Origin of the sequence: Actinomadura kijaniata (assembly GCF_014138665.1) — a bacterium.
GTDB lineage: Bacteria > Actinomycetota > Actinomycetes > Streptosporangiales > Streptosporangiaceae > Spirillospora > Spirillospora kijaniata.
Map to the genome: position 1 here is coordinate 88,977 of NZ_JACJIA010000007.1, position 13,658 is coordinate 102,634.

11 protein-coding genes are annotated in these 13,658 nt (G+C 75.1%); 10 read left to right on the plus strand and 1 reads right to left on the minus strand.

Features of this window, described 5'->3' with window-relative positions; translation table 11 throughout:
* Positions 1-6 precede the first annotated feature (6 nt).
* From HNR61_RS25600 to HNR61_RS25635, 8 genes are all read left to right on the plus strand, one after another.
* The gene (locus HNR61_RS25600; RefSeq protein WP_182845744.1) at positions 7-1,032 is read left to right on the plus strand and encodes a dihydroorotate dehydrogenase; all 1,026 of its coding nucleotides are present in this window, start codon (positions 7-9) and stop codon (positions 1,030-1,032) included.
* Complete coding sequence (gene pyrF / locus HNR61_RS25605; RefSeq protein ID WP_182845745.1) at positions 1,029-1,724, plus strand: orotidine-5'-phosphate decarboxylase; 696 nt, start codon at positions 1,029-1,031, stop codon at positions 1,722-1,724. Before HNR61_RS25600 ends, pyrF begins: the two co-directional genes overlap by 4 nt.
* A gap of 562 nt (positions 1,725-2,286) precedes the next feature.
* On the plus strand, positions 2,287-2,613 hold the full coding sequence (gene mihF / locus HNR61_RS25610) for an integration host factor, actinobacterial type (RefSeq protein WP_067811362.1): 327 nt from the start codon (positions 2,287-2,289) through the stop codon (positions 2,611-2,613).
* Positions 2,614-2,713: 100 nt separating this feature from the next.
* Positions 2,714-3,304, plus strand: coding sequence for a guanylate kinase (gmk, locus tag HNR61_RS25615; RefSeq protein ID WP_067811359.1), 591 nt, complete (start codon positions 2,714-2,716; stop codon positions 3,302-3,304).
* Positions 3,305-3,325: 21 nt separating this feature from the next.
* Positions 3,326-3,580, plus strand: a complete 255-nt coding sequence (rpoZ, locus tag HNR61_RS25620) for a DNA-directed RNA polymerase subunit omega (RefSeq protein ID WP_067811357.1) — start codon at positions 3,326-3,328, stop codon at positions 3,578-3,580.
* Between the two features lie 29 nt (positions 3,581-3,609).
* Complete coding sequence (coaBC, locus tag HNR61_RS25625) at positions 3,610-4,827, plus strand: bifunctional phosphopantothenoylcysteine decarboxylase/phosphopantothenate--cysteine ligase CoaBC (RefSeq protein ID WP_182845746.1); 1,218 nt, start codon at positions 3,610-3,612, stop codon at positions 4,825-4,827.
* A 179-nt stretch (positions 4,828-5,006) separates the two neighbouring features.
* Positions 5,007-6,200, plus strand: a complete 1,194-nt coding sequence (gene metK, locus HNR61_RS25630) for a methionine adenosyltransferase (RefSeq protein WP_182845747.1) — start codon at positions 5,007-5,009, stop codon at positions 6,198-6,200.
* Positions 6,201-6,499: 299 nt separating this feature from the next.
* Entirely contained in the window at positions 6,500-7,783 is a 1,284-nt protein-coding gene (locus HNR61_RS25635; RefSeq protein ID WP_182845748.1) for an aspartate aminotransferase type Ic, read from the plus strand.
* Here HNR61_RS25635 and HNR61_RS25640 read toward each other — a convergent pair.
* Positions 7,780-9,483, minus strand: a complete 1,704-nt coding sequence (locus HNR61_RS25640; RefSeq protein ID WP_312898094.1) for a DUF8823 domain-containing protein — start codon at positions 9,481-9,483, stop codon at positions 7,780-7,782. The genes HNR61_RS25635 and HNR61_RS25640 overlap by 4 nt on opposite strands.
* A 142-nt stretch (positions 9,484-9,625) precedes the next feature.
* Between HNR61_RS25640 and HNR61_RS25645 the strand changes: the two genes are divergently transcribed.
* The gene (locus HNR61_RS25645) at positions 9,626-11,782 is read left to right on the plus strand and encodes a primosomal protein N' (RefSeq protein ID WP_182845749.1); all 2,157 of its coding nucleotides are present in this window, start codon (positions 9,626-9,628) and stop codon (positions 11,780-11,782) included.
* 36 nt (positions 11,783-11,818) lie between these two features.
* Positions 11,819-13,618, plus strand: a complete 1,800-nt coding sequence (locus HNR61_RS25650) for a hypothetical protein (protein ID WP_182845750.1) — start codon at positions 11,819-11,821, stop codon at positions 13,616-13,618.
* Positions 13,619-13,658 lie beyond the last annotated feature (40 nt).

Here is a 13,658-nt window from a genome sequence, read left to right on the forward strand (position 1 = left end):
GACGCAGTGAGCGACCGGCTGAAGACGCGGATCGGGAACCTGGAGCTGTCCGGCCCGTTGCTGAACGCCTCCGGCTGCGGCGGCACCGGCCGGGAGCTGGCCCAGTTCTTCGAGCTGTCGCGCCTCGGCGCGTTCGTCACCACCTCGGTGATGTCCCAGCCGCGCGCCGGGCGCCCCACCCCCCGCGCCGCCGAGGCCCCCGCCGGCCTGCTGACGGCCATGGGCCTGCCCGGCCCCGGCATCGAGGGCTTCCTGGAACGCGACCTGCCGTGGCTGGCCGAGCAGGACGTCCCGCTCATCGTGTCGATCGCCGGCAACACCGCCGAGGAGTTCGCCGAGCTGGCCCGGCGGCTGCGCGCGGTGCCGGGCGTCGCCGCCATCGAGGTCAACACCGCCTGCCCCAACGTCGAGGACCGCGGCCGCATGTTCGCCTGGCACCCGGGCGCGGCGGCCTCGGTGGTCGGCGCGGTCCGCGCCGCCGCCCGGCCCGGCGTGCCCGTGCTGGCCAAGCTCGCCCCCGACGTCACCGACATCACCACCGTCGCGCTGGCCTGCGCCGACGCCGGAGCCGACGGGCTCACCCTGATCAACACCGTGGAGGGCATGGCCATCGACCCGACCACCCTCCGGCCCGCCCTCACCGGCGTCTCGGGCGGGCTGTCCGGCCCGGCCATCCGGCCGATCGCCGTGCGCTGCGTCTACCAGGTGCACGCCGCGCTGCCCGACATGCCGATCATCGGGGTCGGCGGGGTCGCCACCGGCCTGGACGCGCTGGAGTTCGTCCTGGCGGGCGCGTCCGCCGTCGCCGTCGGGACGACCCTGTTCCACGACCCGACCGCCGTCCCCCGCATCCTGCGCGAGCTGGAGGAGGCGCTGTCGGCCCGCCGGATGCGGCTGGCCGACGCCGTCGGGCTCGCCCACCGACCCGCCGGATACGTCCCGCCCCAGGTGCGACCGGAGCCGCAGGCCGTCCAGGCCCCCCTCGACGCGGCCGCCGCAGACCCGGGCGAAGCTAAGGAGAGACTGCCGTGACCGCCACCGCCCCCATCGCCGTCGCCCTGGACGCGCCCGACCTGGAGACCGCCGCCCGGTGGGCCAGCCTGGTCACCCCCCACGTCAGCACCGTCAAGGTCGGCCTGGAGCTGTACATGCGCTACGGCCCCGACGCGGTCGACAGCGTGCGCGGCGCCAGCCGCGTGCAGGTGTTCCTGGACCTGAAGCTGCACGACATCCCCGCGACCGTGCGCGGCGCGGCCCGCGCGGTGGCCCGCCTCAAGCCCGCCTACCTGACCGTGCACGCGGCCGGCGGCCCGGCGATGATCCGCGAGGCGGTGGAGGCCGCCCCCGACACCTGTATCGCCGCGGTGACGGTGCTGACCTCGCTCGGCGACACCGACCTGACGGCCATCGGCCTGGACGGCCCCGCCCCCGACGCGGTGCGGCGCCTGGCGTCCCTGGCGGTCGGCGCGGGCGCGCAGGCCCTCGTCTGCTCGCCCCAGGAGGCCGCTGCGGTGCGCGCGGAGGTCGGACCCGGTATCACCCTCATCACTCCGGGTGTTCGGCCCGCAGGGGCCGCCTCACACGACCAGACGCGCATCGCCACGCCCGAGCAGGCCCTGGCCTCCGGGGCCGACCTGCTGGTGATCGGCCGCCCGATCACCGGCGCCCCCGACCCGGGCGCGGCCGCCGCCGCCATCGCCGCGTCGCTGCGGCGTAGCGCTTGATGGCTTCACGGCTGTGTTCATCTGCTTCACGGCCCAGCCCCTCCGCCCTGGGGGCTCCGGGGCTGACCGCTGCGCGGGCGAGCGCTGCATCGCTTCGCGATCTTCCGCCGGGATCTCGCCTTCGGCTTTGATCCCGGCCTCAGCCTCCGGACGCGCTCGCGCGCGGGCTGAGGTTTCCGGGCGCGCTCCGGTGATCGGCCGAAGGGCTTCGGTCCTTGGCCGGTTGATGGGCGCCGCAGGGGGCGGTGTGCGACACGCCGGGAACCGGAGTGACGAAGATCGCGTTTACGGGATGGTCCGTTGTTCGACACGGTGTCGAAGGGCAACGGAAAACCACCCTCCGACGACGCTTTTTGCCGATCTTGTAAAGGTCCAGCATGGGACGGGGGTCGCCGGAACGAGGGCCCGAGTTGGGTACACTCTGTATTCAGGACACTTCAAGGAGTGATTTTCGTGATTTTGTGGCGGGCTAAACGGCACTTCACGTTGCCTTATGGGCTGTGAACTCGCTAGTTTCCGAACCCGTCCGACTCCGTCGAGTGGAAACCTGAGGTGACCCGGCGTGGCTCTTCCGCCCCTAACCCCCGAACAGCGCGCCGCAGCCCTGGAGAAGGCTGCCAAGGCCCGCAAGGAGCGTGCCGAGGTTAAGAACCGGCTCAAGCACGGTGGCACCACCCTGGCCGAGGTTCTCAAGGAGGGGCAGACCGACGACGTCATCGGCAAGATGAAGGTCTCGGCCCTCCTGGAGTCCCTGCCCGGCGTGGGCAAGGTCCGTGCCAAGCAGATCATGGAGCGTCTGGGTATCGCCGAGTCCCGCCGCGTGCGCGGTCTCGGCGCCAACCAGCGCGCCTCCCTGGAGCGTGAGTTCGGCGGCGGTGGAAAGCACTGACCCCCGAACCGCGGACGGGCGCGACGGTGCTGCCGTCGCGGCCGGCCCGGTCGTACCCACTTCCGGCTCCGGCACCATCCCGTCCAGCTCCGGCGCACCCATGACTGCGTCGGACGGCTCCCAACCCCGTGACCCTCTCGTCCGCCGTCTGACGGTCCTGTCCGGACCGTCCGGCGTCGGCAAGAGCACGGTCGTCGCCGAGATCCGGCGTGCGCACCCCGAGGTGTGGCTGTCGGTCTCGGTGACCACCCGGTCCCCCCGGCCGGGTGAGATCCACGGTGTGCAGTACTTCTTCGTCGACGACGCCGGTTTCGACCGGCTCGTCGCCGAGGGGCGGCTCCTCGAATGGGCCGAGTTCGCGGGCAACCGTTACGGGACCCCGCGCGGCCCGGTCGAGGAGCGGCTCGCCCGTGGCGAGCCCGTGCTGCTGGAGATCGACCTCCAGGGCGCCCGGCAGGTCCGCGGGGCCATGCCCGAGGCGCGGCTGGTGTTCCTGGCCCCGCCGTCCTGGGAGGAGCTGGTCCGCCGGCTCACCGGGCGCGGCACCGAGCCGCCCGAGGTGATCGAGCGCCGGCTCGCCGCCGCCCGCGTCGAGCTGGCGGCCGAGAAGGAGTTCGACGTCACCCTGGTCAACACGTCGGTCCGGGACGTCGTCGGCGAACTGCTAACCTTGATGGCTGTTCGTTCTTAAGCACTAGGGGAAGGCCACCGAGTGGCAGCCAGCAGCGAAGGCATCACCAACCCGTCGATCGACGAGCTCCTGGAGGTCGTCGACACCAAGTACGGCCTCGTGAGCATCGCGGCCAAGCGCGCCCGGCAGATCAACGCCTACTACGCCCAGCTCGGCGAGGGCCTGCTGGAGTACGTCGGCCCGCTCGTCGAGACGCAGGTGCAGGAGAAGCCCCTGTCGATCGCGCTGCGCGAGACCCGCGAGGGCCTGCTGCGCGCCGAGCCCATCGAGGGCTGAGCACGCCGGTTGCTCTAGAGTCTCGTCGCATGTCAGCCCCCAAACCGCGCGTCGTCCTCGGTGTGAGCGCCGGGATCGCCGCGTACAAGGTGTGCGAGCTGCTGCGGCGGCTCACCGAGTCCGGTCATGACGTCCGCGTCGTCCCCACGGCCGACGCGCTGCGCTTCGTGGGCGAGCCCACCTGGGCCGCCCTGTCCGGGAACCCCGTCACCACCCAGGTGTGGGACGGGGTGTCCGACGTTCCCCACGTCCGGCTGGGACAGAACGCCGACCTGGTGTTCGTCGCCCCCGCCACCGCCGACATGCTCGCCAAGGCGGCGCACGGCCTGGCCGACGACCTGCTGACCAACACCCTGCTCACCGCCCGGTGCCCGGTGGTGTTCGCGCCCGCGATGCACACCGAGATGTGGGAGCACCCGGCCACGCAGGCGAACGTGGCGACGCTGCGCGCCCGCGGCGCGATCGTGGTCGACCCCGCCTCCGGCCGCCTCACCGGCAAGGACACCGGGCCCGGGCGGCTGCCCGACCCGGCCGAGCTGTTCGAGGTCGCCCGCCGGGTGCTGGCCCGCGGCCCCCTCGGACGCGACCTGGCCGGACGGCACGTGGTGGTCTCCGCCGGGGGCACCCGCGAGGCGTTGGACCCGGTCCGTTTCCTCGGCAACCGCTCCTCCGGAATCCAGGGGTACGCCCTGGCCCGCACCGCCGTGGCGCGGGGCGCGCGTGTGACGTTGGTCTCGGCGAACGTGGGCCTGCCCGACCCCGCGGGCGCCACCGTCGTGCGCGTGGAGTCCGCCGAGCAGATGCGCTCCGCCGTGCTGGAGGCCGCCGGGAACGCCGACGCGGTCGTGATGGCCGCCGCCGTCGCCGACTTCCGGCCCGCCGAATACCGGGACGCGAAGATCAAGAAGGTGGCGGGGGCGGGCCCCGAGCCGATCCACCTGGTCAAGAACCCCGACATCCTCGCCGAGCTGGGCGCGCGCCCGCACCCCGGCCAGGTGGTCGTGGGCTTCGCCGCCGAGACCCACGACGTGCTGGCCAACGGCCGGGAGAAGCTGGCCCGCAAGGGCGCGGACCTGCTGGTGGTCAACCAGGTGGGCGAGGACCTGACGTTCGGCCGTCCCGACAACGCCGCCGTGGTGCTGGCGGCCGAGGGGGACCCGGTGGAGGTCCCGCGCGGTCCGAAGGAGGACCTCGCCGACGTCGTCTGGGACCTGGTGGTCGCACGGCTGAAACCGATCTCCGGCTGAGGGGCCGATCTTTGGGCCTCCCCGCCGACGACAGCGATACCTGCCTGCGGAGACATTCCCGATAGACTTTCTGGAATACCGTGGGCACATCCCGGAACGGGGGGCCGCTCCCCGCCCGGAACTGAGGAATAGTCCGTTCTGCGACGTCAGTCAGCAGCCGCTGCAAGGAGTTCACGTACGTGTCTCGCCGCCTGTTCACCTCCGAGTCCGTCACCGAGGGGCACCCGGACAAGATCGCGGACCAGATCTCTGACGCGATCCTGGACGCGATGCTCAAGGACGACCCCAAGAGCCGCGTCGCCGTCGAGACCATGATCACCACTGGCCAGGTGCACGTGGCCGGCGAGGTGACGACCGAGACCTACGTCGACATCCCCGGGGTGATCCGGGAGAAGATCCTGGAGATCGGCTACGACTCCTCCAAGAAGGGCTTCGACGGCAACTCCTGCGGCGTGTCGGTGTCCATCGGCGCCCAGTCGCCCGACATCGCGCAGGGCGTCGACGACGCCTACGAGGCGCGCGAGGAGGGCCAGCAGGACGACCTGGACCGCCAGGGCGCCGGCGACCAGGGCCTGATGTTCGGCTACGCCACCAACGAGACGCCCGACCTGATGCCGCTGCCGATCACCATCGCGCACAAGCTGTCGCACCGGCTGTCGGCGGTCCGCAAGGGCGGCGTCGTCCCCTACCTGCGCCCCGACGGCAAGACCCAGGTCACCATCGAGTACGACGGCGACCGCGCGGTGCGCCTGGACACCGTCGTGGTGTCCTCCCAGCACGCTCCCGACATCGACCTCAAGGAGCTGCTGGCCCCGGACGTCAAGGAGCACGTGGTCGACCCGGTGCTGGCCGAGTTCGACCTCGACACCGAGGGCTACCGGCTGCTGGTCAACCCGACCGGACGGTTCGAGATCGGCGGCCCGATGGGCGACGCCGGACTGACCGGCCGCAAGATCATCGTTGACACCTACGGCGGCATGGCCCGCCACGGCGGCGGCGCCTTCTCCGGCAAGGACCCGTCCAAGGTGGACCGCTCGGCCGCCTACGCCATGCGCTGGGTCGCCAAGAACATCGTCGCCGCGCGGCTGGCCGACCGCGCCGAGGTGCAGGTCGCCTACGCGATCGGCAAGGCCCACCCGGTCGGCGTGTTCGTCGAGACCTTCGGCACCGAGAAGCTGCCGGTCGAGAAGATCCAGCAGGCCGTGCTGGAGGTCTTCGACCTGCGCCCGGCCGCCATCGTCCGCGACCTGGACCTGCTGCGCCCGATCTACTCCCAGACCGCCGCCTACGGCCACTTCGGCCGCCCCGAGCCGGACTTCTCCTGGGAGCGCACCGACCGCGCCGAGGCCCTGGCCAAGTCCGCGGGTCTTTAGGCCTTTCGGCCCGAACCCCTCGCCCGGGGGCTCGGGAACCGACCGAAAAGCGGGCGAGCGCTGCATCGCTTCGCGATCTTCGGCAGGGGGCCCCGCCTTCGGCGTCAGCCCCCTGCCTCAGCCTCCGGACGCGCTCGCGTGCGTGGCTGAGTAGGCGCATACGGGTGAAAGGACCCCAGAGACGGCATCTCTGGGGTCCTTTGCGTTCTCACCAGGCGAGATAGCGTTTGTGCGGGGCCGCTGGGCGCTTGTAGCGTTCAGCGGCGTTGCCACCTTTCCGCGAGCCGAAGGACGCCTCCGTGACCGCCGTAACGCCCGAATCGCTGTCGACGCGCCTGGACGAGGCCCGGCGCGACTACGCCGCCCTGGTCGACCGGGGCCTGTCGCTGAACCTGACGCGGGGCAAGCCGTCGGCGCGGCAGCTGGACCTGGCGGCCGACCTGCTGCGGCTGCCCGGCGACCGGCACACCGCCTCCGACGGCACCGACTGCCGCAACTACCAGGGCGCGCCGCTCGGCCTGCCCGAGCTGCGGGAGGCGTTCGCCGGTCACCTCCAGGTGCCGGTCGAGCAGCTCGTCGCCGCCGGGAACTCCAGCCTGGAGCTGATGCACGACTGCCTGGTGCACGCGCTGCTGGGCACGCTGCCGGGGGCCGCGCGCCGCTGGGCGGACGAGGAGCGGATCGCGTTCCTGTGCCCGGTGCCCGGCTACGACCGGCACTTCGCGCTGTGCGAGCGGTTCGGCATCGAGATGATCCCGGTGCCGATGACGGCCGAGGGCCCCGACATGGACGAGGTCGAGCGCCTGGCCGCCGCCGACCCGGCGGTCAAGGGCATCTGGTGCGTGCCCAAGTACAGCAACCCGAGCGGCGTCAGCTACGGCGACGAGACGGTGCGGCGGCTGGCGGCGATGCCGGCGGCCGCGCCGGACTTCCGGATCTTCTGGGACAACGCCTACGCGGTGCACCACCTCACCGAGGAGGAGGTCGGGATCGCCGACGTGCTGGCGGCCTGCGCGGCGGCCGGGAACCCCGACCGGACGTTCGTGTTCGGCTCCACCTCCAAGATCACCCTGGCGGGCGCGGGCGTGGCGTTCTTCGGGTCGTCCCCGGCGAACGTGGCCTGGCTGACCGGCTACAGCGGCAAGCGCTCGATCGGCCCCGACAAGGTCAACCAGCTGCGGCACGCGCTGTTCCTGCGGGACGCCGACGGCGTCCGCGCGCACATGGCCAGGCACCGCGAGCTGCTGCGGCCCAAGTTCGACGCGGTGCACCGCATCCTCACCGAACGGCTCGGCGGCACCGGCCTGGCGACCTGGTCGGCCCCGAAGGGCGGCTACTTCGTCGCGCTCGACGTGCTGGACGGCTGCGCCCGCGAGGTGGTGCGGCGCGCGGCCGACGCCGGGATCGCGCTGACGCCCGCGGGAGCGACCCACCCCTACGGCGACGACCCGCGCGACAGCACCATCCGCATCGCGCCGAGCTTCCCCGACCTGGCCGAGCTGGAGCAGGCGATCGAGGGCCTGGCGACCTGCGTGCGGCTGGTCGGCTACGAGAAGCTGGCCGCCGGGGAGCGGGCCGGCTAGGAGCAGGCGGTGCCGCGCGGCAGCCGGTAGGTCGCGTTGACGCGGTACCGGCCCGGTCCGGGCGCGTGCAGGCGGACGAGGTCCCCGTCCCGCGACAGGCACGCGCCCGCCGGGCCGCCGCGCACCCCCAGCCACGGGGACCACGAGATCCGCAGCAGGACGGCGCCGCGCGCGGGCGTGTCCACGACCAGCTCGCCGGCGTCGATCCGGGCGACGCTGGCGGGGGCGGTGGCCAGCGGGGCGGGGTCGGCGACCTCGTACAGCCGCCAGTAGCCGTCGCGCCAGACCTGCCGCAGGTAGGGCTGGCCGGCGCGGACCAGGTCGGCCTCGCCGCGCGAGGACCAGTCGATCTCCTGCTCGGGCAGCACCACGTACCGCACGCCCCAGGTGCGCAGCCAGTTCCGGTAGGAGGCGGGGGTGAGGGCGCCCTCGTCGTAGAACAGGGCGTTGCGCTCGGCGTCGACCTGCCGGTTCCAGCCGCGCGCCAGGACGTAGTGGCGGGCGAGCCCGGCCGACTCCCAGTGGGACCGCAGCGGGACGACCTCGATGCGGGCGCGCCGCGCCCCGCGCCGGTCCAGCTCGGCGACCAGCCCGCCCGCGTGCGCGGCCGACCGGGCGGCGGGCCGGGTGTGGACGATGTCCTGCACCGGCTTGACGACCATCCAGCCCGCCGTCACCAGGAACGCCGCCCCGAGCGCCGCCAGCCGCCCCCGGTGCGCGGCGAACCCGCCGCGCCGGACCAGCCGCGCCGCCGACACCAGCAGCACCACGCCGCCGAACAGCAGCGACAGGCGCTCGACGTTGCTGCCCACCGGCGAGGGGAAGGCGAACGTCAGCGCGACCCCCAGCAGGTAGACGCCCGCGCCGACGCGCAGCACCGTCCACCCGCGCGGCGCGCACAGCAGCACCGCGACCACGCTGGTGACCGTCGGGAGCACGACGGAGGCGAACCCGATCGGCTGCACCCCGCTGAACGGGAACAGCAGCGTCGTCACGCCCACCACCAGCGGCATGCCCGCCGCCAGCGCGACCCCCGCCCGGCGGCGGCCGGTGAGGAACAGCGCGGCGGCCACCACCAGCAGGAACAGCCCCGCCACCGGGCTGGCCATGGTCGCCAGCACCCCGCCGGCGGCCATCGTGGCGCCCCGCAGCGCGGGGGTGCCCCGCCGGGTGAACGCCGCCGCCACCGCCACCAGCGCGAACACCAGCCCGAGCCCGAACGTCACCCGCCCGGACGCGGCGTTGCACCACAGCGCCACCGCCGCCCACAGCGACGCCGCCAGCGGCGCCGGGACGCGGAACCGCACCAGCAGCGCCGCCGTCAGCGTCGTGCTCAGCGTCCCGGCGGCCACCGCGACCGTGCGGATGCCGAGCCACGCCATCAGGTACGGCGACAGCACGCTGTAGGAGACCGGGTGCATGCCCCCGTACCAGGCCATGTTGTAGGCCGCGCCGGGGTGCTCCCGGGCGAAGCGCGTCCAGGCCGCCTGCGCCGCCAGGTCCCCGCCCTCGGTGAACAGCAGGAACGCCCACGCCAGGTGCAGCGCGGCCGACAGCAGCGTCGCCGCCGTCACGGGGTCGCGCGGATCGGTCCACCGCCGCCACCCCCGGCGGCGCCCCGGCGCGGCGGCGGGGGCGGGGAGGGCCGGTCGTGGCCGGACCGGGAGGGTCGTCGCGGGCGAGGGAGGCGCGGTCGTCACTGATGTGGCCTAGGGGTTATAGGAGACAGGAGGGGCGCGGGGGATATCCGGTCATGATCCAAGATCGACACCCGGGAGTTCAAACCGGGTGACGAGAGCGGAGGTGGGCGGGGGTGTCGGTCTGATCTGGTAGGACGGGGGCGTGACCAAGGACGGCGGGGGAGCGGAGCTGATTCCGGGGCTGGCGGACGTCCCGGCGGGGGCGGCGGAGACGACGGCCGCGAAGGCGACCGGCAAGGAGACCGGCAAGGCGCCGGGAAAGGCGGGCGGCAAGGCGGCGGGGAAGGCCGCCGGGAAGGCCGGGCCCGGCAAGCGGAGGCGCAAGGGCGTGCGGGAGCCCGCCGCCGAGTTCCCCGTCGCGCGGGTGGCCGTGGACATCTCGCTGCCGCACCTGGACCGCCCGTTCGACTACCTGGTGCCGGCCGAGCTGGCCGAGACCGCCGTGCCGGGATGCCGGGTGCGGGTGCGGTTCGCGGGCCAGCTCGTGGACGGGCTGCTCCTGGAACGGGCCGCCGAGAGCGGCCACGACGGGCGGCTGGCGTTCCTGGAGCGGGTCACCTCCGCCGAGCCGGTGCTGTCACCGGAGATCGCGGCGCTGGCGCGGGAGGTGGCCGACCGGTACGCGGGCGCCCTGGCCGACGTGCTGCGGCTGGCGATCCCGCCCCGGCACGCCCGGGTGGAGGCCGAGCCGCCGCGCCCCGCCCCCGGGGACGCGCCGGAGCCCGGGGGACCGGGGCCGTGGGCCCGCTACCCGGCCGGGCCCTCGTTCCTGAACGCCCTGGCGGGCGGCGGCGCCCCCCGCGCCGTGTGGACCGCGCTGCCCGGCCCCGACTGGACCGCCGCCATCGCGCGCGCCGTGGCGGCGGCGCTGGAGAGCGGGCGCGGCGCGCTGGTCGTGATGGCCGACGCGCACGACGTGGCCCGGGTGGACGCCGCGCTGACCGCCGAGCTGGGCGAGGGGAGGCACGTGCGGCTGATGGCGTCGCTGCCGCCCACCGAGCGCTACCGGAACTGGCTGGCGATCAGCCGGGGGGGCGTCCGGGCGGTCGTGGGGACGCGCGCCGCGATGTTCGCGCCCGTCCACGACCTCGGGCTGGTCGTGCTCTGGGACGACGGCGACGACGTGCACGCCGAGCCGCACGCGCCCTACCCGCACCCGCGCGAGGTCCTGGCGCTGCGCGCCCACCGCAGCGGGGCGGGCGCGCTGATCGGCGGGTTCACCCGGACCACCGACACCACCCAGCTGATCGAGACCGGGTGGGCGCACGCGCTGGCCGCCGACCGGACCACCGTCCGGGCGGTGATGCCGCGCGTGCGGGCCGCCGGGGACGACCAGGACCTGGCCCGCGACGAGGCCGCCCGCGCCGCCCGGCTGTCGAGGCTGGCGTTCGAGACCGCGCGCCGCGCCCTGGCCGACGGCCCGGTGCTGGTGCAGGTCCCGCGCCGCGGCTACCTGCCCGCGCTGGCGTGCGTGCGCTGCCGCACCCCGGCGCACTGCCGGGTCTGCCAGGGCCCCCTGGCGCTGCCGTCCCAGAAGGGGACGCCCTACTGCCGCTGGTGCGGGCACCTGGCGGGCGACTGGCACTGCCCCGAGTGCGGCCACTTCCAGTTCCGGGCGATGGTCGTCGGGTCGCGGCGCACCGCCGAGGAGCTGGGGCGCGCGTTCCCCGGCGTCCCGGTGCGGACCTCCGGCCGGGAGGCGGTCCTGGAGCGCGTCACCGACGACCGCGCCCTGGTGGTGGCCACGCCGGGCGCCGAGCCGCCCGCCGGCGCCGGGTACGCGGCCGCGCTGCTGCTGGACGGCTGGGCCCTGCTCGGCCGCGCCGACCTGCGCGCCGCCGAGGAGACGCTGCGCCGCTGGATGAACGCCGCCGCCCTGGTCCGCCCCGGCGGCCCCGTCGTGGTCTCCGCCGACGCCGCGCTGCCCGCCGTCCAGGCGCTGATCCGCTGGGACCCGGTCACCTTCGCCGAACGCGAGCTCGCCGAACGCCAGGAGGCCGGGTTCCCGCCCGCCGTCCGCATGGCCTCCCTCACCGGCACCCCCGCCGCGATCCGCGAGCTGCTGGCCGACACCCGCCTGCCCGGCGGCGCGGAGGTCCTCGGCCCCGTCCCGGCCGGCCCCCCGCCGGGCCCCGGCCCGGCCGATCCCGCCGAGGAGCGCGAACGCGCCCTGGTCCGCGTCCCCCGCCCTGCGGGCCCGGCCCTGGCCAGGGCGCTCCAGGAGGCCCAGGGGGTGCGCAGCGCCCGCAAGGCCCCCGAGACGGTCCGGGTGCGGATCGACCCGCTGGAGCTCATCTGAGCGTGCGGCGCCGCGCGGGGCACTAGGCTCTCGCGGGTGGCCGAGAAGTGGGTGGAGACGACCAGCGAGGACCTGCGGCGCTGGAGCGAGGAGCGCGGCGGCGCCGTCGACGCGCAGGGGGCGCGGCTCCTGCTGGAGCTGGCGCAGGAGCAGGCGGGGCTGACCGGCCCCGGCGAACTGGACCCCGCGACGCTGCGGACGCTGCTGCTGGAGGTCTTCCCCACCGTGGTGGTCGCCTCCGCCGAGGAGGTGCCCGCCATCCTGGACACCGTGCGCGGGCTGGCGGCGTACCTGCGCGACCGCGACCTGGTCCCCGCCGGCCGCGCCGCGGCCCTGCTCACCGAGCTGGACGGGATCGCGCCCGCGTTCGCCGAGGCCGTCGTCGCCGCCGACTCGCCGGAACGGCAGGCCGCCGCCGAGATGATCACCGGGCTGATGGCGGCCGACGGGGTCGACCTGGACGACGAGGCCGCCGTCGAGGAGTGGCTGGCGGCGTTCGAGGAGCTGCCGGAGGAGGAGCGCGTCGCCCGCACCGAGGACTACCTGCGGCGGGCCGGGGAGCTGGCCGTGCCGCCGGTCCGGCTGGCGCCCGAGCCCGAGCTCGCCGCCGCCGCCCGCGCCTCCGGCCTGACCGCGCAGGTCCGCGCCGTGGCGCGGTGGGCCGAGGGCCGGGCCGTCGACGAGCACGACGAGCCGTCCGTCGCCGACGCGCTGGCCGCCCTCGGGGAGCTGGGCCTGGCGACGCCGCGCCGCGCCGCGGACGTGGCGGACCTGGGCGGCCTGCCCGAGCTGGAACGGCTGTGGTGGGCCGCGCTGGAGGCCGAGGTGATCACCACCTCCGGCGGGCGGGCGCAGGCCGGTCCGGGCCTGGCCGCGCTGGACGGCGACGACGCGGCCGCGCTGGAGACCTGGCTGAGGCTGTTCGACGCCGCCGTGGTGCCCGAGCACGAGGGCGAGGACGGCCTCGACCCGACCCAGCTCGTGCAGAACGAGCTGACCGGCGTCCTCATCCGCCTGTACGAGCAGGACGGCCCCGCCGCCCCCGAGGAGCTGGCCGAGGCGCTGACCGCGCACATCGCCGACTCCTACGAGCTGGCCGAGCCCGCCGCGATCGCCGGGACCGTCGCCGCCGAACTGGAACTGGAGCTGGCCGACCTGACCGCCTGGGGCGTGGTCGAGGGCGTCCCCGACGGCCTGGTGCTGACGCCGCTGGGCGTGTGGGGCGTCCGGGAGCTGCTGCGCGCCGACGGGTTCCTCGCCCCGGTGGTCGGCGAGCTGGCCGACGCCCCGGCCGCCGACCTGGTCGCGGGCCTGGTCTGGCACCGCGAGGACACCGCCGACGAGGAGATCGGGCGCTGGCTGGCCGCCCGCCCGGCCGCCGACGCCGCCGACGGGCTGCTGGCGGTCATCGCCGAGGGCGGGCCCGGCCGCCGCAACCTGGCCGCCGCCGTGCTGGGCCGGCTCGGACCCGAGGCCGAGCCGCGGGTCCGCGCCGCCGCCGGCGGGCAGCCGGTCCGCCCCTACGCGCTGCTGTGGCTGGCGGAACGGGGCCTGGCCGCCGACGAGCCGTCCCGCGACGACTACCTGTGGATGTTCGTCGACACCGTCGCCGGGATGCTGGAGACCGCCGAACCGCGCGAGGCCGTCGCCGCCGCGCTGCTGCGGGCCCCCGCCGAGGCCGACATGGCCGCGTTCGCCGAGGAGCTGTGGCGCAGCGAGCACCCCGACACCGCCCGCGTCCTGGAGGCCCTGGGCGCCCACCACCCCGACCGGACGGTCGCCAAGGCCGCGCGGACCGCCGCCCACAAGGCGCGCTCGGTGCGCGGGCGCGGCTGACCGCTCCGTAGACTGGGACCCCGGACACCGACCACCCGCC